Annotated in this window: 23 protein-coding genes; 10 read left to right on the forward strand and 13 right to left on the reverse strand. The window is 32.4% G+C overall.

All coding sequences use genetic code 11. From position 1 onward, the window contains the following. Positions 1-7: 7 nt before the first annotated feature. From EF513_RS06260 to bamE, 3 genes are all read right to left on the reverse strand, one after another. A complete protein-coding gene (locus tag EF513_RS06260; protein WP_125216545.1) occupies positions 8-2,068 on the reverse strand; it encodes a VirB4 family type IV secretion/conjugal transfer ATPase in 2,061 nt (686 codons plus the stop codon). Between the two features lie 65 nt (positions 2,069-2,133). Continuing rightward, positions 2,134-2,472 (reverse strand): TrbC/VirB2 family type IV secretion system protein, encoded by a 339-nt coding sequence (locus EF513_RS06265; RefSeq protein ID WP_125216546.1) that lies wholly within the window; start codon positions 2,470-2,472, stop codon positions 2,134-2,136. Between the two features lie 191 nt (positions 2,473-2,663). Further along, positions 2,664-3,119: an outer membrane protein assembly factor BamE domain-containing protein gene (gene bamE / locus EF513_RS06270; protein ID WP_125216547.1), complete on the reverse strand. Its 456-nt coding sequence runs from the start codon at positions 3,117-3,119 to the stop codon at positions 2,664-2,666. A gap of 158 nt (positions 3,120-3,277) precedes the next feature. Here bamE and rpmF point away from each other — a divergent pair, with 158 nt between their 5' ends. From rpmF to EF513_RS06285, 3 genes are read left to right on the forward strand one after another with little or no spacing between them, the layout of a single operon-like run. Next, on the forward strand, positions 3,278-3,496 hold the full coding sequence (gene rpmF, locus EF513_RS06275; RefSeq protein ID WP_125216548.1) for a 50S ribosomal protein L32: 219 nt from the start codon (positions 3,278-3,280) through the stop codon (positions 3,494-3,496). 17 nt (positions 3,497-3,513) lie between these two features. After that, entirely contained in the window at positions 3,514-4,566 is a 1,053-nt protein-coding gene (gene plsX, locus EF513_RS06280) for a phosphate acyltransferase PlsX (protein ID WP_125216549.1), read from the forward strand. A gap of 18 nt (positions 4,567-4,584) precedes the next feature. Next, a complete protein-coding gene (locus EF513_RS06285) occupies positions 4,585-5,553 on the forward strand; it encodes a beta-ketoacyl-ACP synthase III (protein WP_125216550.1) in 969 nt (322 codons plus the stop codon). 404 nt (positions 5,554-5,957) lie between these two features. Here the strand turns inward: EF513_RS06285 and EF513_RS06290 are convergent, their stop codons facing one another. The 5 genes from EF513_RS06290 to EF513_RS06310 form a co-directional block, all read right to left on the reverse strand. Next, positions 5,958-6,782 (reverse strand): YdcF family protein, encoded by an 825-nt coding sequence (locus EF513_RS06290; RefSeq protein ID WP_125216551.1) that lies wholly within the window; start codon positions 6,780-6,782, stop codon positions 5,958-5,960. Positions 6,783-7,369: 587 nt separating this feature from the next. After that, positions 7,370-8,740: a sensor histidine kinase gene (locus EF513_RS06295; RefSeq protein ID WP_125216552.1), complete on the reverse strand. Its 1,371-nt coding sequence runs from the start codon at positions 8,738-8,740 to the stop codon at positions 7,370-7,372. Positions 8,741-9,433: 693 nt separating this feature from the next. Further along, on the reverse strand, positions 9,434-11,488 hold the full coding sequence (locus tag EF513_RS06300) for an ankyrin repeat domain-containing protein (RefSeq protein ID WP_125216553.1): 2,055 nt from the start codon (positions 11,486-11,488) through the stop codon (positions 9,434-9,436). Positions 11,489-12,195: 707 nt separating this feature from the next. Continuing rightward, a complete protein-coding gene (lpdA, locus tag EF513_RS06305; RefSeq protein WP_125216554.1) occupies positions 12,196-13,593 on the reverse strand; it encodes a dihydrolipoyl dehydrogenase in 1,398 nt (465 codons plus the stop codon). A 16-nt stretch (positions 13,594-13,609) separates the two neighbouring features. Continuing rightward, positions 13,610-14,890 (reverse strand): pyruvate dehydrogenase complex dihydrolipoamide acetyltransferase, encoded by a 1,281-nt coding sequence (locus EF513_RS06310; RefSeq protein WP_125216555.1) that lies wholly within the window; start codon positions 14,888-14,890, stop codon positions 13,610-13,612. A gap of 423 nt (positions 14,891-15,313) precedes the next feature. Here EF513_RS06310 and EF513_RS08205 point away from each other — a divergent pair, with 423 nt between their 5' ends. The 3 genes from EF513_RS08205 (at position 15,314) to EF513_RS06325 (ending at position 16,443) form a co-directional block, all read left to right on the forward strand. Continuing rightward, on the forward strand, positions 15,314-15,421 hold the full coding sequence (locus tag EF513_RS08205; protein WP_125216556.1) for a branched-chain amino acid transport system II carrier protein: 108 nt from the start codon (positions 15,314-15,316) through the stop codon (positions 15,419-15,421). Positions 15,422-15,659: 238 nt separating this feature from the next. Next, positions 15,660-16,043: a branched-chain amino acid transport system II carrier protein gene (locus tag EF513_RS06320; RefSeq protein WP_164503852.1), complete on the forward strand. Its 384-nt coding sequence runs from the start codon at positions 15,660-15,662 to the stop codon at positions 16,041-16,043. Further along, positions 16,027-16,443: a branched-chain amino acid transport system II carrier protein gene (locus EF513_RS06325; RefSeq protein ID WP_125216558.1), complete on the forward strand. Its 417-nt coding sequence runs from the start codon at positions 16,027-16,029 to the stop codon at positions 16,441-16,443. Before EF513_RS06320 ends, EF513_RS06325 begins: the two co-directional genes overlap by 17 nt. Positions 16,444-16,493: 50 nt before the next feature. On the opposite strand, the gene EF513_RS06330 is transcribed toward EF513_RS06325, so the two are convergent. The 3 genes from EF513_RS06330 to EF513_RS06340 all read right to left on the reverse strand — a co-directional run bounded on the left by EF513_RS06330 (position 16,494) and on the right by EF513_RS06340 (position 19,367). Beyond that, positions 16,494-17,090 carry a hypothetical protein gene (locus tag EF513_RS06330; protein ID WP_125216559.1) on the reverse strand — a complete coding sequence of 199 codons (597 nt, stop codon included), beginning with the start codon at positions 17,088-17,090 and terminating at the stop codon, positions 16,494-16,496. A 274-nt stretch (positions 17,091-17,364) separates the two neighbouring features. After that, positions 17,365-18,330, reverse strand: a complete 966-nt coding sequence (locus tag EF513_RS06335) for a hypothetical protein (protein WP_125216560.1) — start codon at positions 18,328-18,330, stop codon at positions 17,365-17,367. A gap of 392 nt (positions 18,331-18,722) precedes the next feature. After that, positions 18,723-19,367: a GNAT family N-acetyltransferase gene (locus EF513_RS06340; RefSeq protein WP_338142608.1), complete on the reverse strand. Its 645-nt coding sequence runs from the start codon at positions 19,365-19,367 to the stop codon at positions 18,723-18,725. 105 nt (positions 19,368-19,472) lie between these two features. Here EF513_RS06340 and EF513_RS06345 point away from each other — a divergent pair, with 105 nt between their 5' ends. Together EF513_RS06345 and EF513_RS08030 are read left to right on the forward strand one after the other, a co-directional pair. Continuing rightward, on the forward strand, positions 19,473-20,165 hold the full coding sequence (locus EF513_RS06345; protein ID WP_125216562.1) for a glutamine amidotransferase-related protein: 693 nt from the start codon (positions 19,473-19,475) through the stop codon (positions 20,163-20,165). 72 nt (positions 20,166-20,237) lie between these two features. Continuing rightward, positions 20,238-20,657 carry a cyclase family protein gene (locus tag EF513_RS08030; protein WP_277592636.1) on the forward strand — a complete coding sequence of 140 codons (420 nt, stop codon included), beginning with the start codon at positions 20,238-20,240 and terminating at the stop codon, positions 20,655-20,657. Between the two features lie 271 nt (positions 20,658-20,928). Here the strand turns inward: EF513_RS08030 and EF513_RS06355 are convergent, their stop codons facing one another. Continuing rightward, positions 20,929-21,534 carry a hypothetical protein gene (locus EF513_RS06355; RefSeq protein ID WP_125216563.1) on the reverse strand — a complete coding sequence of 202 codons (606 nt, stop codon included), beginning with the start codon at positions 21,532-21,534 and terminating at the stop codon, positions 20,929-20,931. Between the two features lie 145 nt (positions 21,535-21,679). Further along, entirely contained in the window at positions 21,680-22,189 is a 510-nt protein-coding gene (locus EF513_RS06360; RefSeq protein ID WP_125216564.1) for a hypothetical protein, read from the reverse strand. Positions 22,190-22,678: 489 nt separating this feature from the next. On the opposite strand from EF513_RS06360, the gene EF513_RS06365 reads away from it, so the two are divergent. Together EF513_RS06365 and EF513_RS06370 are read left to right on the forward strand one after the other, a co-directional pair. Beyond that, complete coding sequence (locus tag EF513_RS06365) at positions 22,679-24,082, forward strand: DEAD/DEAH box helicase (RefSeq protein WP_206425193.1); 1,404 nt, start codon at positions 22,679-22,681, stop codon at positions 24,080-24,082. 189 nt (positions 24,083-24,271) lie between these two features. Continuing rightward, positions 24,272-25,678, forward strand: coding sequence for a sodium:solute symporter family protein (locus tag EF513_RS06370; protein ID WP_125216565.1), 1,407 nt, complete (start codon positions 24,272-24,274; stop codon positions 25,676-25,678). Positions 25,679-25,769: the final 91 nt, after the last annotated feature.

The raw sequence follows: 25,769 nt of genomic DNA on the forward strand, positions 1-25,769 counted from the left end.
GATCTAACTAACTATTATAAATGAGGGCTAACCAATCTTTTTGATCTTTATGATTACTATATAGTTTATATGCTTTTTCATCACTTTCCAAGATTTTAATAATAGAATCTAATCCTGCTAGGTTTAATTCTGCTATAACCGATTCATTAGGTTTTATAATCATAAATTCTTTAAGTAGTTGGGATAATTTTTGGATATATTTAATATCACTATTTTTAATTCCTAACTGTAGTGCTTGCTCTTTTGATAGTTTTTGGTTAGTAACTAGTTTAGTTGTAAACTCTTTAAAAACTTTTAAATTGCTTTGTGAAGCGGCATTAGTCGCAATAAGAAAGATGCCGTTAGATTTATAAATAGCATTTGATAATTGCTCTATATAATCTATGAATTCTTGATGGAACGGGATATTGCTAAAGTCGTCAAAAGCAATAATAAGAGGTTTTTTCTTAGTATTAGATTTAGCAAAATTATATAAAATACCCATTAATACTTCATGTAAGTTGGCAACATTTAAATCGTTACTAATATCAATTAAATTGTATGGGGTGGTAAATAAAAGTTGTTCTAATTCTTGAGAGAAGGGATAAACTTTTGCTCCTAGGCAGCTAGCAGCCATTAAACTTCGATTGTTAGAACTTATAATTAAAGTCTGCGGGAGATATTTATTACTGATGCTTAAAAGAAAGTTAAATAGCAATGTTTTATTAACATCATTGCTACCTATAATTACCGTATTGCCCTTTGTCTCATGATGAAAGTTAAAGAAATACGGGGTGGCAACTGCGGTTCTGAATAGGGTAACTGCCTTACCCCAAATATTTTCTTTATTCCCCGAAGTGGTGTTATTCAGCACAGCAAAGCCGCTAAATTGTTTAGAGCTTATAGGGGTTTTACGTCTAATAAATTCAAAATTTCCGGGTAATTGTGACCAAAATATATCTTCCATATTAAGATCTTCTCTAAAAGCCACGAAACCAATGTCATCTATAATTTTAAGAATTCTATTTACATGTTGATTTAATTGATTAGGGGTATCGCCCGAAACCATAATGCTAGTTTGAGAATGACCAAAATCAGTTAAGGTGAAATTATTGCTCAACAAACCATCAATGCCAAGCCGTTCTTTGAGGTCTAGATCTAAGCTCACTCCTAAAATGTAATTTTGATATTTAAAATCTTTTTCAGCAATATTTTTATCGATAAAGCTGATAGTTTGAGTAATTACCATTTCAATTGGTAAAGTCATGAATTTGCTAATAATATCAGACTTAATTTCATGATATTCTTTGAAGGTAATAATGGCGCCAAAATGCTTGTTTTTATCAGAGATAATTTCAAAAGTATTATTACCAAAAGCAATTTTATAATCATTGAGATATTCGCATAAATCTACTATTGGTAGTAAACGTTTTTTATCTTCTAAATTAATTATTTTAGTTAGAAATTCTAATGTTTCTGATAGTACCCCTTCGTTGTTTTGATATATACCAAGCTTGGTAACCCCAAATACTTTTAACTCTTCACATAAATGGTTGGCAATTTGGTTTAGTTTTTGTTTGATATTTGCTATTTCTCTAAAATGCTTTTTAGATAGAAAATAAAAACTTGAGCTGCTTAGTAAGTCACTTAGATTTTTTATCTTAAAATCAGTTCCACTGTAGACTAAGGTTATATAAACTTCGTTAATATATTTATCATGCCAATAGTTTTTTTTATTCCATTCTTGATGTAGATCTTGGCAAAATGGATTGTTGTATCTACCGCCTGGATCTAAATTTCTTCTAGTTCTAATCGTGTTTATCCAAATGGCTATACGTGGATCAGTTATGTGCTTGTTGAATGCTTGGCGGATAAAATTTCTAATATCATGCGCTGAGTTATCTACAATATCATTTGAAAAGCCAACAATTTTTAAGGATTGAATCACATGACCATTTTTTAATAAAACATTATGGTCATCAATATGAGTAACAAAGGGAATTAAGTCTGATGATGGTTGAGCAAGTTGAAAAAATTCAGTTTTTTTAGCAGATATTTTATTAAAAAAACGGTTTACAAAATTACTCATAATTTGCTTTTAAAATTTTAAGGCAGCTTGCTTAATGATTACTGCCCTAAAATTATTGGTAAAAATTAACTCTTACAGCCAACGCCATCAACACCGGTAATCATAGTGATAATAGTTTCTGCCCCAAATATTGCAGAAATACCAATACCGGTAGCTACCGCCACGCCCCATGATACTTTACCTACAAATAATCCGAAAGCTAAGAAGATAATTGCAATGGTGGCAATTGCCTTACCAGCCTTACCTGTCAACAAATCCACTACGTTACATAAAGCCTTTCCTATTTCGCCACCCTCTTTTGCGTCGCCTGCAGAGAATGCAATATTAGGAACTGCAATCGTTGACCAAAACATCATAACGATAAGCGCTAACGCTTTAAATGCTGAATTGTTACGTGATAACATGTTAAATACCTCTTTTTTATAACTTTTTTGGTTTCATTACCATATAAGTATAGTTTAATCTGTCGTTATAAATTGTCTAGTGTTAAAATATTTATTTTTTTAAAATAACATTAAAATTACAACTCTGGAAGGTTTTTAGGTAATGATTTAGACAAGACTGTTGTTAAAACGTTGTTATTTTAACAAACAATTTACTTTCGAGCTGTATTTCTATTAACATTGAACCTACCAAGATTTCCGAATATTTCTTTTAATACATTATCATCGTCTCCTTTGGTAGGAGTTTTTCCGGTAGCGTAGCTGATGTTATGTATTTCTTGGTTACTAATTTTTTCTATATCAACAGCTTTATTATCTTTAAAAGTTATAATAACGGCATGAGATTCAACAATTTTAGGAGTTAAAAAAGATTTAGCTTTATTTTGAGTACTTAAATAGAACCATTGTTCTTGTTGCATGGTGGTAACTACCTCAGGTGAGCCTAAAGCTGACACTATATCTTCTTTGCTTAATTCTTTGTCATTCAAACGTTGTTTGAGCATATCAACCACCTCATTATCAAGAATTTCAGTATGCCCTTTACTAACTTCCCTAGTTAAACATGAAGATAAAATGGTTGTTAATATAATTAAATATAGTTTGTTCATAATAAATTCCCCAATGATTTAGCAAAAATAATTTGCATAAAATAAATATTCAAGCTAAAACTTGCACAAATTAATCTTTTAGTATATATAATTTAGTCGTGTGATTAATTAGTTTATATTAATAAATTATATCTGGATTAAACGTATAGGTTGAAAAAATGGCTGTACCAAAAAAGAAAACCTCGCCTTCAAAAAGAAATATGAGGCGTGCTCAAAACTCAAAAATTGCTGCAATTAATATTATTGAAAACAGACTTACCGGGGAAATGCATCTTCCTCATCATATAACTGAAACCGGTTATTATAATGGTAAGCAGGCTGTTACTTTCAAAGCTAAAGCTCAGGAAGATACAGAAGAGCAAGAAGAGAACGCATAATTTTAAGTATTTGATAAATGAACATTAGTACTTCAAGACAAATTACCATTGCATTAGATGCCATGGGTGGTGACAATGATCCTAAGGCGATCATAGGAGGTGCTAATGAATTTATCAAAGAACATGCTCCAAATGCCAAATTTATTTTCTTTGGTGATCAAGAAAAGATTAGTAAAGAATTAAATATTTGCCCATTCCTTGCAAAAAATTGTGAAATTTTTCATACTACTGAAGTGGTTGGTTCTAATGAAACTCCCTCTTTTGCTTTAAGAAATGGAAAAAAGTCAAGCATGAGACTGGCAATTGATGCAGTTAAATCTGGTCAAGTTGATGCGATAGTTTCAGCGGGAAACACCGGGGCATTGATGGCAATGTCTAAAATTGTGTTAAGAACCTTGGTGGGAATTGATCGTCCGGCAATTTGCGGTATTGTTCCTACCGTTAATAAATCTTGTGTAATGTTGGATATGGGAGCAAATATAGAATGCGCTGCCAATAATCTTATGCAATTTGGTATTATGGGCTCTGCTTTTGCTTCAGTGGTATATAATATTCCTAATCCAAAAGTGGGATTACTTAATGTAGGATCAGAGGACATTAAGGGGAGTGATGCGGTTAAGCAAGCTTCAAAGCTACTTAAAGAATTAGGTGAGGATGTTATTAACTTCTATGGTTTTGTAGAGGGTGACGACATTTTTAAAAGTATTGTAGATGTGGTAGTTACTGATGGTTTTTCAGGGAATATTTCCCTTAAAACTGCTGAAGGAACTGCTTATTTATGCCGAGAATTTATGAAAAGAAGTTTTAGTAGTTCTATAATTTCTAAGCTTGGTTATTTATTTGCTAAAAAAAGTATAAAGAAGACTTTTGCTTCCTTAGATCACAGATACTATAATGGAGCTATGCTTATAGGCTTGGATGGAATTGTAGTAAAAAGCCACGGTTCATCCGATTATGTTGGGATGTGTACTGCAATAAAGACCGCTTATAATCTGGCACAAAATAATATAAATTCAAAAATATCAAACTTAATCGAAGAAAATTTTACTGATTCAATTTTAATCGATTAATAATTGGAATATTAAACGATGAACTCTGAATATATTGCTATAGTCAAAGCAACTGGTAGCTACCTACCGCCAAATCTTGTTAGTAATAATAAATTAACAGAAAGAGTTAATACTAGCGATGAATGGATTAGCTCGCGTACTGGAATCAAACAAAGATATTTTGTTAATGAAGATCAAGCGACGTCAGATTTAGCTACTATGGCGGCCCAAGAAGCTTTAAATAAAGCTAATTTGGATCCAAGTGCCATTGACTTAATTATAGTTGCAACAACTACTCCTGATTATACTTTTCCTTCAACTGCTGTTATTGTGCAATCTAAATTAAAAGCAGTTAATGCCTTTGCTTTTGATGTGCAAGCGGTATGCGCAGGATTTTTATATGCTTTAGAGACGGCAAATAATTATATTGCTACCGGGCGGGTGAAAAATGCTTTAGTAATCGGTGCTGAAACTATGTCTAGAGTGGTGAATTGGAATGATAGAACCACTTGTGTATTATTTGGAGATGGAGCTGGGTGCTTTTTATTAGAAGCTTCTAATAACCGAGAGCAGGGAATAAAGAAAGTAAATTTATTTTCTAATGGTGATTATCTTAATATTCTTTGTTCCGACAATGGTCCTGGTACTACCAACCAAGCGAGCTACCTTACGATGAAAGGTGTTGAGGTTTATAAGCATGCGGTTGATAAGATGAGCAGGGCTGTTGAGGGCGTATTAGCCAGTGCTAATATGTCAGTAAATGATCTTGATTGGTTGATACCTCACCAAGCTAACATAAGAATTATCAATGCAGTTGGAGAAAGGCTAAAAATTGATCCTGATAAAACTATCATAACAGTTGATCAGCATGCTAACACTTCGGCGGCATCTATTCCTTTAGCTTTTGATCATGCATTGAAGCATAAATTAATTAGTCGTGGTAATAAAATTGCTTTTACTGCAATTGGTGGTGGGCTGGCTTGGGGTGCAGGATTGATGATTTATTAGTTAATCCATGTTTGTATAATTATTTATATTTGTAATTTAGTTATATGAATTAAGCTTGCCACGTACAGGCAATCGTAATGATATTATCAAGCTGCTTAATTAATTGGCGTGGCGGTATTGATTCTCTCTCCTAAGTGGTAGTAGGCAAAGGACATAACAGCAATGCCTTAATCGAATAAATTGAATTATAAAAATCTATCCCTGTTAATTCTCCAAAGAAAATTCAAAAAATATTGCGCTTTCATGCTAATAATCTTTATAAAAAACATCACCTTGTTGAGCGCTTTTTTAATGAATTAAAGCACTTTAGGCGCGTTTTCTCAAAGTTTGATAAAAAATTCCTCCTTTTTGCAGGCTTTTTATCTTTTGCTTCTATCAATTATCTGGCCGAAGATAGGTAGAACCTATTTATAGCCAATCAATTTATTATTTAAGATAGATGCTCCTTCTTTAATTGCACTCTGCCAAGCTATACGGTTTTGAGGCTCACAGAATGAATTGTAGATTAAGGTTTTTATATTAAAATTTCCAGCGACATGGAAATCAATGGGATAAGGGATAATTTCTATATTTTGTGCATTATGCTTAAATAGCTGATAGCTTCTTGGCATATGGAAAGCTGAAGTAACTAATACAATTCGTTCAACTTTATTTTCACTTTTTAAAGTATTTAAAGCATTCTCTATAGTAGTTCTCGCTTGTACATATTTAACCTTAGGTTTCTCCCTATTTTTGTAAAAATCAGTTACTATTTGTTCAAACTTAGCCATTTCCAGATCAGTACCCGTAAAAATTATTTGGGCCTTTTTAAACTTTTCCATTAACGCAATAAAATCATACGTTCTAGAAGCGGCTGGATTATGGATAATTACCTCATCTTGAGTACGATTTTGAGTTTCAAATAAATCAAAACTTCCTCCAAGCAAAACTAGCATATCACCTGGCTTGCCAAATTCTTTTATAGCTAGGTCCTCTGCTGTTAGCCTTGGATATTGCTTTTCTAAGTTATACATTAATAACTTTGGAATTGGGCTAAAATTCACCAAGAAAATTATCCCCAAGGCTCCAGCAATAACTCCTTTATGTAATCTTTGGTTACTATTTTCTTTATTTAAGAAAAATGTAGAACCAGCTGCTGCTATTAACGCAAATAGGTCAATCCGCATTAAAATAAAGCATGCGGTATAAGAAACAGCATAAGCTGCTTTTGTAAGAGCTTTTTTTATCATTTCTTTTCTATCCTTAATTGTTTTGAACCTATCAACTTATTCTAAAGCTGTCTAGTCGGCAAGTTGATAAAAATAAGGTGAGTAAAGAATATAATAATTTGCTTGATAATTATAAGGAATCATAAGATAGAAACTGAATATTACATGCAAGAGTTGGTGCTTCAGGCATAGAGGGAATAGATTTAAGTAAAATGGTAATGTTGTTATAACATAATTTAAATTTACAATTGTCTAGTACAGCTAATAATACGTTTAAGCTTTTTGATAGATAAATGTAGTTTATAAGTCATTATTAACTTACTTAAAACATACTTAAGGTGATTTTTATAATTTAATCTAAGAGGCTTTCAATAGCAAAAAGCAAACAATCTATCTATTGAGATATAAATAACCCTGTATGGTTTGTTGTTAGGAAGTTTTTGCTAAGCAGATGAGCCATTTTTAAAGTCTATTTACAGCCAAAGCTAACCATTTAAAATTCACTCTTACTATTTCTTCAGTTGCGTTTAATGTATCTGTATCTTTCTCAAACTTTTGATCGAGCTCGTGCTGATTACCTATAATTCTGTTGATAGCGTTATTTTAAATTATGAATTGTGAGTTCTGGGTATAATAAAGCTAAAAGTTGCGCCTTGTGTAGTATTATTTTTAACCCAAATTCTTCCCTTGTGAAATGATATAATTTTTTTACAAATGCTAAGACCAAGCCCGGTACCCCCGGCACGTGTTTTGGTTATGCTACTTTGGGTAAAAGGTTCAAAAATTGTACGAGTCTCTCTTTTTGGTATTCCAATGCCTTCATCCACCACCGCAAGCTGTATAAAAGAGGGAGAGCTATTTTCTTTAGGTGTTTGCTTGATTTCATCTAAGTTAATATTAATCTTGCCTTTATTCGTAAATTTAATTGCATTAGCTATTAAATTTCTAATAACTTGCTCGATTTTTACTTTGTCAAAGTAGCAAATTGGATCTGAAAGATGATTGTTAAGATGGATTTCAAGTTCTTTATGAAATTTTAAAGGTTCACATTCATCAATTATGTTTTGAGTTACTTCTGCAATATTATGTGCTTCAATATGAAGAATATTTTTTCCTGAATCAAATTTTGCTACATCTAGGATATTATTTACAAATTCAAATAATCGATCAACATTATTATAAATTTTTTGACTTAATTCATATTTTTTTACATCAGAAAGTTGATGCCAATTTTCATATAATGCGGTGGAAAAAGCCGAAATACCATGAATAGGAGTACGGATTTCATGGCTAATATTATTTAAGAATTCTTTCTTGGTTTGTAATGCTTCTTCTAAATGATGAGTTCGCTCTGTAACTTTATGTTCAAGTTGAGCAACAACTTGCTTTTGAATATAATCTTTATGCCGGCTAAATAAGAGGCCGGTTATAACCGCATAAAATACTAAATATGCAGTTAAAAATAATGTGTCTTGATTAGCAAAAATCTCAGCAATTTTGTTCTCGTGGGTAATTAAATCGTAAACTTTATAGCCACCTAAGGTGCCTATCATAAATAAGATTAAAAAACTTTTCCAATCTACTAAAGTGGCAAGAATAAAGATGGAAAGAGAAAGATTAATTAACCATTGTGGTGTTGCTTCATTATAGAGAAATAAAATTGTGGTTAAAAAAGGCAAGCAATAAAGTAGCGTAGCATACCAGTAAAAAGATAGATATTTCTGAAATTTAGAGAAAACAGTATTACCTATAATTAAAAGGAAGCAAGCAATTGCTGCGATAGTTCTAAATACAATAATTATATCATATAGATAGTCATCACCTGGTTTGGTTGACCACATAAAATAAGGTATTATATAATTGATAACCGAAAATATTCCAAATACGGATATTTGGGCACCATAACGCTCTACTTGTTTATTGCATTGCTCAAGTAATTTAAGTAGCAACCTATTAACAAACCTAAAAATCTTTTTCACTATGTTTTCTAATGTTAATATATTATAAAATAATATGTTTTTTGTTAAATCATTGCAATAAATTTTATATTTATAAAGCAATCTGTCTAATGATAATTATATTAAGCTGTGCTGTATATGCCTAACTTATGATATAAATTAAGGATAAAAAGTTTAATTGCGGCAATAAAGTTAAGTGGCTTGCATATTAGCAACCATTAGAAAAATAACCATTTGTGAACTGTAAGCATTATTATAAATATCCAAAACTGAATTTTAGTTAACGTTAAAATGAAATTAAATCAATAGTTAATAATAACGAGAATGTATAAGCTTTGCAATCAATTGTTAAAACAATTTTTCCTAATAGCTTAGAAGCTAAACGCTATACTAACAACAATAAAAAGCAAATTAAAAGTAAAATTGCCAATTTGCTTACTGCTAAAGACTAATCTAACAAATCTACGCTGGTTAAGTTTATGGTATCTTTTTTATATTTTATGCTTGATCAGCAGTCTTTTTTGTATTTTTTCTTAATTTTATATCTTTTAAACAATGTAGGTTTAATCCCGCATAATTTTCTAATTTGTTATATTTAATTACTGTATTGTCTATAATTATAACTTGTTTTACTTTTTATAATAAATGACATAAGTACTTTGAAAGTAACTAAGGTCGGTTTAGTATCCGACCTTAAATCATAATAAGACAAAATTAAAAATTAGGGATATGAGATTTATTCTGGGCAGCAAGCCTCGCTACAAATGTGCCTTCTGCTTCCTGTGCCTTGTCTTCGATTAGCTTAACTATACTGGTGTAACCTTGTTGTTTCGCTATATACATCGCAGTTTGGCCAAAACAATTCGTAATATTAGTATTAATATTTTCTTTTTGTAGCAATTTTGTTACTATCTCCGTTTTATCCTTTAGTATAGCTAGCATTAAAGCAGTATAGCCATCATTATTTTGAGTATTAACATTAATACCTTCTTTTTGTAGCAATTTTGTTACTATCTCCGTTTTATCTTTTGTTATAGCTAGCATTAAAGCAGTATAGCCACGACTATTTTGAGTATTAACATTAATATCATCTTTTAGTAATAGTTTTGTTGCTAGCTCTTCTTTATCTTTGCTAATAGCTAGCATTAAAGCAGTATTGCCACCATTATCTTGAGCATTAACATTAATACCTTCTTTTTGTAGTAGTGCAGTTGCAATCTCCATCGTATTGTGCTTTATAGCCAATATTAAAAAGGGCTCATATGATGTACTTAGAGCGTTAACATCGGCACCTTGGCTAATTAGCTGGTTGCATTGATCTATAAAGTCCTGCTCACTTTTACCATCAAGGTCTATCCATTTAAGATGAACTTCTTCTAGTTTTATCTTGTTTGCTGTTAAGTCTTGCTGCCTTTGTTCTTTTTCAGCTGGGCTAAGTTGAGGATGATTTTGATAATAATCGGTATCGATGAGTTCACTAAGTTTCTGCCTGGGACAGATAGAACCTACCAAATTATATAATGTTTGTAACATTATCAGATTTTGCTTGCTCAGCCGGTCCATATCTAGGGTGGCCACTATGTCGTTAGCTAGCTGTGTCAGGTGCTTGATAACTAGCAATGTGGGCTGTTCTTCTGGAGTTTGCACATGGTTTTGATATAAAGGCAACCATAATTTAAAGCTACTTAGCTTTGCTTCCGGTTTAATATTCCAGGTAAGAACTTCTTCTAACGTACTGATAATATATTCTTCAATGGTAGAAGCTAGGGCATCTTTCTCCTTTAAGCTAACGACAATCTTTCGCCAAAGATCTACCTTGGCATCTTTTTCCTCTAAGCTAACAACAGTATTTAGCCCAAGATCTACCTTGGCATCTTTCTCCTCTAAACTAACAACAATATTTAGCCCAAGATCTACCTTAGGATTAAGCAGCAATGCCTGTAGGAGATAAATGCTTGTTAATAACTGTTTTGGATTGTTTTTATTATTCTGTATATTAACTATAACAGCAGTGATAGCATTGTTAGAATCAAGAATCCTTGCTACTTTTCCACCTGCTTGGGGTAATTTTATTTCTGTTGGAGCTAAGTTAAAATCATGCTCCCTATTTAGCAATAAACCTGCTATACTATAGAATCCTTGGCTGATCGAAAAAGGCAGCAATGTTTCAATTGCTACTTCACTGTTATGTTCACTAAGCATTTTAATGAAATTATCTATATCACTTAGCTGGACAGTAGCTAAATTAACTTTAACCTTGTTATTATTCTTATTCTCATCCAAGCTTGCTTTGATGAGATTGGCATTAAAGAATGCTTTTAGCTGTTCTAGCGTAATTGTATCATTTATTAAATCAGTTTGAGCTATTATTTTAGGATTAGTTAACATCAGCCAAATTATAGCAGGTTCGTTTAAATTAATGGCTTTTAATATGCTAGTTTCACCATTTTCTTTAACTAAATCCTGGCTAGGTCGCTTCTTGCTCTCACCTAAGTAATGAATAACTTTAATTGCACTCTGGGCATACGGGTTAGCAAGGACTCCCCTAACTAGCCCTAATCTATTATTTTTTGCATTATCACTAAGTCCAAACTCAGGCCTTAGCAGATAGTGTAATAAGCTGTCTTGATCATTAGTATTATCCCAGGTATTAGGGGTAACTAATTCTTCTTCGTTTAGATTCTTAATGGCGTTTAATGCTTGCTCTAAACTAACTGCAGAGTGCTCATTAATAAATGACTGAATTATCTTAATATTCTTAACGCTCATTATAATACCTTCCTTGTTAGCCACGTAGTGATATGTGAGTTAGATGTTAATAAGTTATCATATTACCATATCTTTAAAAAATAGTAAATAGCAAGTAGCATACCTAGCTACTAAGTGATCAGTTTTATTATGTAATGCTGTTAAGGATAAGAAGATATTAAACAAAGAAGCGATTAAGAGATCAATATTAACCTACCTGTGACCATACAGTGTAGCCATCACGGAACAATATAAAATAGCCACGAGATCATAATAAACTTAACATAGCAATATTATGGTTAGCAAAAAGGCAGGTGGCTATATGAAAAGATGTTGAATATTTATGCATATATTCAAGCGTTATTAGCAGGCAATCTCCTATTTCAAGCTAATCCCATTTGTCGCCACCGCTTACTTTCTTTTTTATTTCCTTAAGATATCCACCTTTTTCTTAAAGTCGATCCTCTTAACTAATATTAATCACCAAAATTTTTTACCATTTAAATTCTCATATCTCATGGCTTAACTTTTTCAGAGCCATTTCTAGTCAAATTTATCTATTTAAATAGAGTATATCACCGGCTAATACGAGGATAAGCCCTTTGAAAAGTATAGCGTTGGGTTGTTTCTTAATTATTTGTTGTAATAAATTTCCTTTGTATGTTTGTAAGGTATATTAAAATACTCCTGAAGATACGTGTTGATAAACATTAGGGTCTTTTAAAACTTTAAAAGTGAATTGCTCTTCCGTAAGCTGCCAGCACTGATTCATGCATCATTTCAGACATGGTAGGATGAGGGAAGACAGTATGCATTAAATCTTCTTCAGTACCTTCCATAGTTTTAGCAATTGCATAACCTTGAATCATTTCAGTTACTTCGGCACCAATCATATGTGCACCTAGTAGCTCGCCGGTTTTAGCATCAAAAATAGTTTTAACCAACCCTTCAGGCTCACCCATAGCAATTGCTTTACCGTTAGCCATAGCTGGAAACTTACCAACCTTAATACTAAGCCCTAGTTCTTTTGCCTTGCTTTCGGTAATACCAATGCTTGCGATTTGTGGATGAGTATAAATACACCCAGGAATATTTTCTTTTTTCATAGGATGCGGTTTTAGCCCGGCAATATGCTCGGCTGCAATGATACCCTCATGAGATGCTTTATGTGCAAGCCATGGAGCGCTAGCTACGTCACCAATGGCATAAATACCGGCGTCATCTGTTTGTAAGTAAGGATTAGTGAGAATAGAATTACGGTTATCCACCTTAACTTTGGTATTTTCAAGGCCAATATTTTCTGAATTAGCAACCACGCCAATTGCCATAATTATATTATCTACAGTTAGTTGTTCTTGTTTACCGTTAATTTCAAACGTGGCTTTAACGTTATCTTTTCCTTTTTCAAATTTCTTTAAACTTACATTGGTATGAATTGTAATTCCTTGTTTTTCGTAAGCTTTATGGGCCATTTGAGCAATTTCAGTATCTTCGGTAAGTAAAATACGATCCATGGCTTCAAGAATAGTAACTTTAGCACCGAGTGCATTATAAAAATTAGCAAATTCTACTCCAATTGCGCCACTTCCTACCACAATCATACTTTTTGGCATTTTAGTAGGCACCATTGCTTCTTTATAGGTTAATATCAACTTGCCATCTGGTTCAAATCCTGGAATTACTTTGGCTCTGGCGCCAGTGGCTATGATGATATTTTTAGCTTGTAAGGTGTTAACCACCCTGCCATCCTTACTAACTTCAATTTGCTTGTTTTTAAGAATTTTTGCAAAGCCGTCTATAACGGTTACCTTATTCTTTTTTAACAAATGTCCAATTCCAGTTGAAAGCTGTTTTGCAACATTTCTTGATCTTTCAACAATTTTAGTAATATCAAAACTTACCTTTTCGGCTTTTAAACCAAACTCATCTGCATGTTGCAAATAATGAAAAATTTCTGCACTTCTGAGTAAAGCCTTAGTAGGTATACATCCCCAATTAAGACAAATACCACCTAGGTGATTTGCTTCTACTATCGCAGTTTTTAGTCCGAGCTGAGCGGCTCTAATTGCTGCTACATATCCGCCAGGGCCTGCACCTATTACTACTACATCAAAATTTTCTGCCATAAATTATACTTCTTTTTTAAATTAACATGCTTAATGGATTTTCAATATGACGCTTGAAAGCTTGTAAGAAATTTGCCCCCACTGCGCCATCTACCACTCTATGATCACAAGAAAGTGTAACTTCCATGGTAGTGGCTATTTTTACTTCGCCATTCTGAACAATGGCTTTTTCGCTGCTTGATCCTACTGCTAAAATACAGCTTTGAGGTGGATTAATAATAGCATTAAAGTTTTTAATTCCATACATACCAAGGTTAGAAATGCTAAACCCACCACCTTGGAATTCATGTGGTTGAAGTTTGTTTTGCTTGGCTCTGCTTGCTAAATCTTTCATTTCATTAGAAATATGGCTCAAAGATTTGAAATCAGCATTTTTAATAATTGGAGTGATTAATCCGCCGTCAATTGCTACTGCAATCGAAATATCTACATTGTTATATTTTAAAATTGCCTCTTCAGTCCAGCTAGCATTAGCATCCGGTACAGCTTTTAATGCAAGAGCTACAGCTTTAATGACCATATCGTTGACTGAGATTTTAAAGGCAGGGTTATCTTTATCTGTGGAATTATTTAGCTCAGTTCTAAGTTGTAGTAACTTATCGACGATACATTCAACTGATAAATAAAAATGCGGAACGGTTTGCTTAGATTCCAGTAAACGCTTAGCAATAACTTTGCGCATATTATTATTAGGAATTTTAGTGTATTCCTCGGCAATTCTTCCTGTTGTTAATTGAGAGGTGGTTTGCTTGGCTGAAGTTGCGCTAAGATTTTTAGAAGCTGGACCATTATTTAAAGCAGCTAATACATCATCTTTTATGATTCTTCCATGTGGGCCGGAACCATCAATAGTTTTAAGTTCAACTTTTTCTTGCTCTGCAATTCTGCGTGCTAAAGGCGAAGCAAAAACTCTATCACCAGCTGTGCTGATTAAAGGTTGGACTGCTTGAGAGATGCTATTAGAAGCTGGTTGTAATGGCGCTTCAGCTTTAGTAGGAGCTTGAATATCATTAGCAGCATTGTTGCTATAATTTGTAAGTGATGAGGTATCTTCACCTTCTTCAAGTAATAAGGCAATAAGTTGATTTACTGGAACATTATCAGTTTTTTCTTGTACTAAGATTTTTCCAATAATTCCTTCATCAACTGCTTCTACTTCCATGGTGGCTTTATCTGTTTCAATTTCAGCTATAACGTCACCAGGGCGTACCTTGTCTCCTTCCTTTTTTAGCCATCTAGCAAGGTTGCCCTCAGTCATAGTAGGGGAGAGAGCAGGCATCAAAATTTCAATCGGCATAAATAACTTAATCCTAAATAGTTGATTTTAAAGGTTATTAAATAATGAAGATTACAGCCAAAAAATCAAGGAAAATTCAAAAATAGAAGTAAAATAATTGAACTATTTACACAAATAGGTTAAATGGTTAATAACCAGCCGCTAATTGGCTAGTCGGTTGCTGGATGTTAAGTTAATTTTAACTATTTTATTTAGAAATGGGCTGAATAAACAAAAGCTCAAGTATTAATACAATATAATTTACATCTTAAGCGCCCTTGCTAGCTTAAAGGCAAAGGGGATTTAGTTTATTTTAGCTCGTATATTTATGCTTGTTAGTGTAGCGGTTGCTGTTATAGACCTTAAGGCCAGTAATATAGTTTATTTTTTATCCATATATTTTTTACTAATATTATAAAGTCGCCTGAAGTAGGAGAAAGGATCATGAGACGGAATATTTTTATCTACGGTTTTTCGATATTTTCAATGTTTTTTGGTTCGGGTAATTTAGTTTTTCCTCTACAAATGGGCATAGAGACAGGCAACCGATAGTTTTTTGGGTTTTTAGGTTTATTATTAACAGGGGTGGTCCTACCATTTTTAGGATTTTTGGTTATTAAACTTCATAAGGGAGATTGTAATAAATTTTTTGCGGAAGCTGGTAATATAGCCAAAATATTATTACCTTTTATTATTTTATCATTATTAAGATCATTTGGAGTAGTTCCTAGATGCATAACGGTGAATTAAATATATTCTGCCTGATATTCCATTATTTGCTTTTAGTGCAGTGTTTTGTGAGGCTTGCTTTCTAGTTTGTCTTAGAGATCGTTTAATGATTTCAATCTTAGGAAAATGGCTGGCCCCTATATTGCTAATTGGGCTGATATTTTTAATAGTTTTAGGTGTTATCCAAGCTCCTGTGGAAGCAGAAATTATCCAAAAGTCTCTAACGGCCTTTCCAATAGGTTTTTTTAGAGGCTATCAAACGATGGACTTATTTGCTGCCTTTTTCTTCTCAGCCTTAGTCTTTAACCAGCTACAATCTCTATCTAACCATAAAATAGATGAGAAAGCTATTAATAGCAGCGCATTAAAATCAAGTTTAATAGGAGCAAGCTTGCTTGCATTAATCTATATTGGATTTATATTTTTAGGTGCTCATTATTTATAAATCAATTGTAGTTGATACTACAATTGAGATGATTTTACCTACTATTGCGGGTCATTTAATGGGTTGGGCAACTATTCTGATCAGTATAATATTGATTCTTTCTTGTTTTACTACGGCGGTTGCGCTTAATAATATTTATGCCAGATATCTTACAGAGATATTACGTTTAAGAGAAAATGTATTTCCTGTAATATTATTAGTAACTACTTCTATAGCCTGCTTCATGTTTTTATTAGACTTTCAAGGTATCGCTGGATTTTTTGGTCCTTGTTTAGAGTTGTTATATCCTGGATTAATTGTGCTTACTATCTTATTGATTTTGGTAAAAGGTCATACAAGGTTTAAAGCTATTATATTTTATGTGATAGTGGCATTTATGGCTTATAGAAAATATTTTTAAATAAAATAAAGCCGCCCTAATGCATTGGGTAAGTAGGGCGGCTTTGTCAGTTATAAGCTTCTGTGCCTTTTATGTGGCTCATCTATTTTGTCTCTTATTTTGTTTGTCGCTAATGATGGCTGTGTTATCTGCTGCCATGATGAGGTTGTTGTTGGACGTGCGGCTGATAAAAATGAGTTGTTCAGTTCATTATCAAACGTATAGATGATTCCTTTTTTATTGCAAATTTGAGCTATGCGATGCTCGATTTGATCATCAATATTGGTATTATATAAGTTAAGGGTAGCAAGGTAGCATTCTTTATTGCCAAGTGTAGTAATAAATTCATTGACTGCAGCTTCATTGATATCATCAAAGCTTAAAGTTAAATTTGTTAAATTGCCATGTTTAATAAGCTGAGTGATTGCTAATAAATGCTCTTCGGTTAACCCGAACTCTTTATATTCCAAAGATACTAAGCTATCTTGATACTTTTCAATGTCATTAAATAGCTCATCTAATATTTTATCTGATTCAACATCACCTCCATCTAAATTAAACTCTTTAATAGCTATTTTTAATTTATAATCGGTGGCAGCTAAATTGGGCCAGCAATTAACTATTTGGCGCCATTCCTTATAATTAGTCACAGGGGTATTTTTTAACATAATATTTACCATATTGAAGTATATATTAACATCTTATGATGTTTTTAAAAAATTAGCAATGTAAAATAAAACATTCATAAGAACTAATAATATAATTAATTTCAGCTAAATTTAAGCTATAGGCGCTAAGCTGTAAGAGTTAGAGGAAAAGGAGTATTTAAGACGGTTATAATAATGATGTATAATTAATTTCATCAATCCAGCAGGAGGCTGATGACATAGCAGGAATGGATATCGCCAGCAAGTACATAAGCGTTAATACTTGATGAGTATCTTATAGCATAATAATAGGCGGAGAAGAAAAGGAGCGTTGTCTTTGGTTGCGTATAGTAGTTGAGAATCCGTCCGGTTGAGGGCTCTTTTTTTCTTTATTAGTAACGTTTTGAGGTGTGATAGATGTAGATATTTCTATAGGTTTTTTGCTCTTTTGTATCATAGTAGTAAAGCTTTTAGGAGAAGAGGAGGAAGTTGGTTTTGTAATTGGTTGGTTCTCTATAATTTCGTTATCGTTGTTAGTAAATTTATGGTTGTTCGGTGCATTATCCGCACTTATTAAGGTTCTAGGTGTTTGTATACTTTCTAGTGGAGCTTGAATTTTCTTAGCTGCATATAACTCTAAGAGTCCTCCTTCAAGGTAAATGCTATATTGCTCATTAATATCAATGTTATCAGCAATAATGGTTAGGTTTCTTTGGAATGGTTTATTTATCCCGTTAGTTTTTATGGCAGCAAGTATATCAGCTTTTATTTCAACATCTTGGCCTAAAGCCACTAGTACCAGATCTTTATATAACAGAATGGATTTATGAAAAGAAATACATTTTGGCAATTCACCTGAATTGACCTTTTGTACGTGTCTTTCAAGATTTTCATATTTAGTTAAATTAAGGGTATTACAGTAATATGCTTCGTTTAAATTTGGTATAATTTTATTGTTATCTGTTATTGCTAAATCAACTAATATTTTTTCTTTGAAACTATTATCTTGTTTGCTTGGGGGCAATGTGATTTTGCCTGTTGCTACTAATAGTACCGGGGTGTTTTCTAAATCAATCCAGCATTGGCTGAGGTCAATTTCTTGAGCAATAATCACTAAACTAGCTTTTCCTCTGGATTCAAGTTCATCAGTAGGAGCATAAATACGTCCTGTTATTACAATTTTTTTGTTAAAATTAATAATCCTTACGTCATCGGTAATTGTTAGATTATGAAGCTCAGTAGCGCGAGTAAAATAAACCATAGAAATCTCTTGAGGGGGTTGAGATTTAAAAACAAAATCCGGAAGATTCTAAGGGAATAAATCTACTTGTCAAACAATCTAGCTTGCAAATAGTAAGGATTATTTTTTGCCTACTTTATATATAATCAATAGTAGTTGTGTCTTGTATTCTAAGTGAATTTAAAATTGAATATTTAATCAGTGGTTTATTGTATTCTCTTAAATAAACCGACATTTTGAATTTTAATTAATTGGTGATAGGAAAGAATATTAAAAAACCAATTACTTATTTTATACCAGAAAATTAGCAATATACTGCTTAATAAAGCTATAAACTAGGTTGAGGGAAATGAGAGGGTAAGTTTGTTATCTAATATAAATATACTAAATACTCATTTGAGGTAATTGATTCGTTAGGTTTTGTGTTTTAACATCCGTAATATTTTGCCATCTTGTAGGTTGTTTATTACTTTAAACCCATTATTTTTATAAGCTTTTACAGCTAAAGTATTTACTGCTTCTACATCAACAAAACATGCTTTAAATTTTTTTAAAATAAATTTTTTTAAAAACTTATTAATTACAATAGTGCCTAAGCCGTTACCTATAAATTGTTCTTCGCCAATGAATATATCAAGGGTTGCCAATGATGTTGGTAAGTTCTCTAGTTTAATATTATATTCTCTTTCAAAATCATAAGCATTGTAAAATTGGATATAGCCTATTGGCAGATCATCTAGATAAATAATAAAGGCATATATTAGCTTTTTAATTCCATTTTCTAACTTATAGCCTTCTATGTAAGTACTATATTTTTCTGTTATAAGTTCTTTTGTCCATTGAATATTAGGGTCCCAAAAAGCTTTAACATGCGGAGCTTTTAGCCATTTTAGCAGTAATGGGAAATGATCTTGCCTAATAGGTATAAATTTTATTGAACGGTTTAAATAATTGAAAAATGATGAGTTGAGTTGCTTTGATATATATTGGCCTATTTTGTTAAAGTAGGGTGGGTTACCAGTGATTATTAATTTTAATTCAGAATAATATATTATAATTTAGTAACCCAGATGAAAAATAAGTTTTTATCACTAAATTTAGAACTTGCTAATTGATTAGCAAAAAATAATCTAGAACAATGCAATATTAATCAAGATATAGAAATGAATATTCTGTGTATTACTCATGCTGATTTTGAAACACCTGGAATTATTGAAAGCTGGGCTCAAGCCTTAGGGTATAATTTTACTATTTGCCGGCCATATAAGGGGGACAATTGTTCGGAGTATAATAATTTTGATTTTTTAATAATAATGGGAGGTCCTCAAAACGCTCTTAAGATGCAAGAATCTCCTTATTTGGAAGCTGAAATTAAATTGATTGCTCAAGCAATAAAGCGACATAAAATTGTTTTAGGATTTTGTTTGGGTGCCCAATTAATTGGGGAAGCATTGAATGCTAAAACAGAACATAGTCCAGAAAAAGAGATCGGAGTTTTCCCTATTGCTTTAACTCCAGAAGCCCAGGATGACTATGTATTTAAAGGGATGAATAAAGAGTTTTCAGCCATTCATTGGCATAAAGATATGCCGGGACTTACTACCAATTCAGTTATACTAGCTTATAGTAAGGGTTGTCCAAGGCAAATCATTCGTTATGGAACCAATATTTATGGATTGCAGTGCCATTTGGAGATCACTAAAGAGGGTATAAAAGATTTAATCGAAGCTTGTCCTCAAGATTTAAGTCTTAGTAAATTTACTCAAACTAAAGACGAATTGTTAAAGCAAGATTTTGAAAATATTAATCAAATGATGTTAGTTATTTTAAATCGTTTAGTTTTTAACCAGGAATAAGGAATAAAATGTTATCCAAGCATAATCTGCTATTTTCAGTTTTTGATTTAACTCATACTAATTGCTTCTGAGATACCTACCTGGGATGGAGGCTGTGGATTTGAGCATGAAATAACTAATGATTATCATGAGTGCTCCAGTATAACAAAATTTCATACGCAAGCAATAAGAGCTTTAGGAGGAATCGGAACGCATATAGATGCGCCACTTCATTGCATACCAAACGGTAAGGCCATTGATAAGTTATCTTTAGAGCGGTTGATAGTACCGGGTATAGTGATAGATATTGCCTCAAGAGTTCATGAGACCGATAGTTTAAGTTGCGAAGATGTTTTAGAATTTGAAAAACTATATGGTATCATTCCTGCAGATAGTCTGGTTTTGCTTTATACCGGTTGGGATAAATTTTGGACAGAACCAGAAAAATATCGGAATAATTATAATTTTCCAAGCATTTCGAAAGAAGCCGCTAAGCTTTTGCTAAAGCGTTAAATAGTAGGAATAGGTATTGATACTCTTTCACCTGATCGCCCTAGTGATGATTTTCCGGTACATCAAATTTTACTCGAGGCAGATAAGTATATTATAGAAAATGTAGCCAATGCCAAAGCTTTATTGCCAGTCGGTAGCTATATATGTGTTTTGCCTATGAAAATAAAAGATGGTACGGAAGCTCCAATTAGATTAATTGGGCTGGTGTTTAATAATAATATTAAATAATGAATAGTGTTGTAGAGCTATTAACTCAAGTCTGGATTGTAACTTATTCCTTGAGCAAGCTTTTAAGCCTAAAAGGATTTATGATATGCCCAGTATTATTAAGGGTAATTAGTTTTCCATCTAATTTATCGGCTATGAATTTAGCATTTTCTAGGTTTACAATCCAATCTTTATTACCATGAATAATGGTAGCATTAACTTTAATATTTTCTATTGAAAATGGATATTTTAAAAAATGAAACCAATATTTTATATTTTTTAAACTCCAATTAGTACTAGGGAGAAGTTTAATATAATAAAGAGTTTTTAAGAGTACATTAATAAATTGTTCTGGTAACGAGTAAATAATTCTTCTTAAAAATTTAAAAGTTTTTACTTCCATCCCATAAGGAAAAGTTGAGGTTTTATGTATAAAAAAAGGTGAACTAATTAAATAAAGTTTGTTAACCGTAATATGATTTTCAGCAAGTAACCTCAGTAAGATTCTACCGCCTAAACTATAACCTATGGCTATATTATATTCTCCCTTCACTTGCTGCTTAAGTTCCTTGTAAGAAGAGCATCCCATATAATCTTTATATTCATAATCAATATCTATGACTTTATAAACATTACCAAGTAAGTATCCGCTTAAAAATATATTAGGCATTTTTTCTTCTAATCCAGTTATGTAGGCTATATATAAATTATATCAAAATAATTTGGATGGATTAAAGGCTAAAATTAATTAAAAATAACTTGCTCAGTAGATTTTAAACCGAGATCGTAATTAAAACTTATGAAATAGCCGTAATTTATTTAATTTGTTGAAGCGGTTTGATCGTGATATGATCTTTATGCCAATTTGCTTGGACCAGGGTATTAACCTTTAAGGGTGTTTTTTCTGCTTGCTGGATTGTATAGTGGGTATTATCTTCGCATTCAATGTTATATTCATACATTACTATATTCTTGCTATGAATTTTATCGTACATACTTCCAGGAATAGTTCCGGTAAAGGCCCCAATTGCTCCACCTCCTAATGCTCCTAATGCTATGTAGGTATTAATTACAGAGCTACTGCATGCGGTAAATAGGCAAGCACCAATGGAGAAAGCAACACCAAAAAAACCCCCAGCTATTGCTCCGATACCTGCTCCAACGCCTGCTCCAACTTTAATGCCTTGATTATATTTTATATTTTGCGAGGAAGCTTCTTCAACGGCGATTATCTTACAGGTTTTACTTTCAATTTTTGGTAATTGATGAGTACAGCTGTTAATAGTTAAACTTAAAGAAATTACTAAACAATATAAAAAGCGCATATTTTTTAATCAATAAAGATAAGTTTGGTATATAAATTATAATGTAAGTTTTAATAATTAAAGTAAAGTTAATAAATCTAATTGCATTTAGTTCATTACTCTGCTATATTGCTGTTTATGAGTTTTCATATTAGCTATACGTGCTTAATTGCTTCTTAAGATTACTGTACCGCTACAGGGTATTATAAACAATTTCTTTAGAAATAATTGATTTAAAGCGTTTAACTAAAAGCTAAAATTTTAGTTTAATGTAAGACTCTTAAGATCAAACAGATCTAGAGAAACTTAACTCTCTATTTTTGCTTAGAAAGGCATTTTTAATCTTAATTAAGATAATTAGTTACATTTATAGCTGTAAGAAGTTTTGTTTTTACCTTTACAGCCATGCTGAATAAATGCCTTTGATCATATTAACATAACAAAAGGCTATTTATGCTTGCGGTTAATTATTACCACAGGCCTAAGATGAGCTATAAAGGATAAAAATCTATGACAAACTTTTTAGAACTAAATTTACCAAAATCTCTTATTCAATCTCTTGAGAAGATGAACTTTACAACTCCTACTCCAATTCAATCTGAAGCAATTCCTGTGGCTTTAGAAGGAAAGGATATATTAGGTTCTGCTCAAACCGGTACCGGTAAAACAGGTGCTTTTGCTATTCCGTTGGTTGCTCGTATGCTTGGCAATGAACGTGAAACTGCTCTGGTTTTAACCCCAACCCGTGAGCTTGCTGTGCAAGTAATGAGCACAATTCAACTACTTTTAGGTAGAAGTTCTTCAATTAAAACAGCTTTGTTAATTGGTGGTGAGCCAATGCCTAAACAATTTCAACAATTAAAAGGTAATCCAAGAGTTATAGTGGGTACCCCTGGACGTATTAATGATCATTTACGTCGTGGTAGTGTGAAATTAAATAATACTAAATTTTTAGTTTTAGATGAAACAGACCGTATGTTAGATATGGGATTTGGTATTCAATTAGAAGATATTGCTCAACATTTACCTACAGAACGTCAAACATTAATGTTCTCTGCAACCTTGCCACATAATATTGTGCGGTTATCAGATAAATATTTAAATAACCCAGTGCGTATTGCTATTGGTTCAACTACTTTACCTTCTGCGCAAATTAAGCAAGAAATTATTCATACAACTGAGGGTAATAAATATGATCAGTTGCTTGATCAATTAGAGCAACGTGAAGGTTCAATAATAATATTTGTTAAAACTAAACGTGGGGCTGAAAAACTTACAGAGAAGCTTTGTGATGAAGGTTATGACGCTGATACAATTCATGGCGATTTAAGACAAGGCAAGCGTGAAAAAGTACTTAGAGGCTTCCATAATAAAAAATATCGTATTCTGATTGCAACAGATATAGCAGCCCGTGGTTTAGACGTTCCGCATATTGAGCATGTTATTAACTATGATCTACCACAATGCCCAGAAGATTATATCCATCGTATTGGCCGTACAGGACGTGCTGGTGCTGAAGGATCAGCTTTATGTCTTATTACCCCTGCAGATAGAGGTAAGTGGAGAGATATTGATAGATTGATGAATCCTAATCAAAAGCAAGAACCTTATAAGTCTGAAAGAAGCGGTGACAGAAGTGGTGATAGAAGAAGCGATAGAAAAGATGATAGAAGATGGGAAAGAAGGGGCGATAGAAATGATAGGGGAGCTGATAGAACAGCAGGATCCGGTAGAGGTGATAGAACAGATAGAGGCTCTGATAGAACAGCAGGAGCTGATAGAGGCGACAGAGGTGATAGAACTGATAGAAGATTTGATAATCAACCTAGAGATAAAAAAGAAGGCTTTAAACCTTTCCGCTTTAAACGCCAAAATAACAACAATAATAAACCAACTCGTACAAAAACTGCTTAAATTTAATTACGCTTAAATCTAAGTAGATGTAAATCAAAAGGCTTCCTTGTGCAATAGTACAAAGAGGCCTTTTTTATTTCAAGGTGAAGTATAAAATGTTGTTTAATAACAATTACTTATTGACTTATTAAAAAACTCTATTTACATGATTTATTAACGATTTAGTTGTAATTTTAAGGAAGTTAAATCATGAATATACTTAATATCGATAATCTTATAGTAATAGCGTATTTGCTAGTTACCTTAGTGGTGGGTATTTATAAAGGTAGGAATATCAAAACCTTTAAGGAATATGCAATTGGTGATTATAAATTCTCTAATTCTGCGTTGGTTGCCACTATTACTGCAACTTGGTTAGATGCAGCTGCTGTAATAGGAACTCATGAAAGAGTATATCAATTTGGTATTGTATGGGTTGTCATTTTTTTATTTGGAGTATTGGAAATATTTTTATTTCAATTATTAGCCCCAAGGATATATAGATTTAAAGGTCATTTAAGTGTTAGTGAAATTTTAGGCACTTGGTATGGACCACGGGCGAGAGTGATTGGCGGAATTTGTGTGGCTTTACATAGTATTGGTATTGTTGCAGCTCAAGTGGGTGCTATTGGTTATTTATGTCATGAATTTTTTCATATTTCTCCTGTAATAGGCATTATAATTGGTGCTGGTGCCGTAGTTATATATTCATCATTTGGCGGCATTAAAGCGGTAACCTATACTGATATAATCCAGTTTGCTTTCTTTATGGTGGCTATTCCTTTAATTGCTAATATTATGCTGATTAAGGCTGGAGGATATAGTGGGCTGTTTGAGAAAGTACCGGCAGAGCATTTAAAAATTTTCCCTAATTATGGTAGCGTTAGTGAATATTTAGTTTTATTTTTATTTTTTGCAATTCCCTTGTTTGACTCTTGCTTAATTCAAAGAGTTTTAATGGCAAATAGTAAAGAGCAAGTAGTGACCTCATTTAAATCTACTGCATTAGTAATGATTTTATTTTATGTATTGTGTGGGTTAATAGCCTTATCGGTTTTAACTATTAATACTGATCTTGATCCTAATAATGTGTTATATTATACAATCAATAATTATCTACCGGTGGGAATTAAAGGATTAGGTATTGCAGGACTTTTAGCTGTAGTGATGTCTACTGCTGATTCATATCTCAATACCTCAAGTGTTGCTATTATTCATGATGTGGTAAATCCACTGCGTAAAACTTCTTTAAGTGGCAAGCAAGAATTGCTTATTATTAAGCTTACCGCTTTGATTGTTGGAGTTGGAGCTATATTAGTGGCAATAAGCTCTGAAAGTATGCATCGCATCGTTATGAAAGCCTGGATAATTTGGGCAGCAATTATGGTAATACCGTTATATGCAGTATTTTTTAATATTAAGTCTAATGCGAAAACCTTTGTCATATCTATCTTAGCAGGGATTGCTACTGTAGTAATATGGTTAATATATGATATTGAAGCTAAAACCGGTATAGATAGTAATATCCCAGCTTTAGTTGCTAATTTGATAGCATTTGCTACTGCTTCGCTTTATTATCGCAAATATGCCCCTGAAAAGCTTAGTTGTCCTGTATAATTCATAAGTCAAGTTATGAAGAATGATGAATTAAATTTAATGAAGATTGTTAGGTTGTAAAATAAGTAATTGTTATTAATAATAATTACTT

The sequence above is a fragment of the Rickettsiales endosymbiont of Stachyamoeba lipophora genome, from assembly GCF_003932735.1.
GTDB lineage: Bacteria > Pseudomonadota > Alphaproteobacteria > Rickettsiales > 33-17 > RICK01.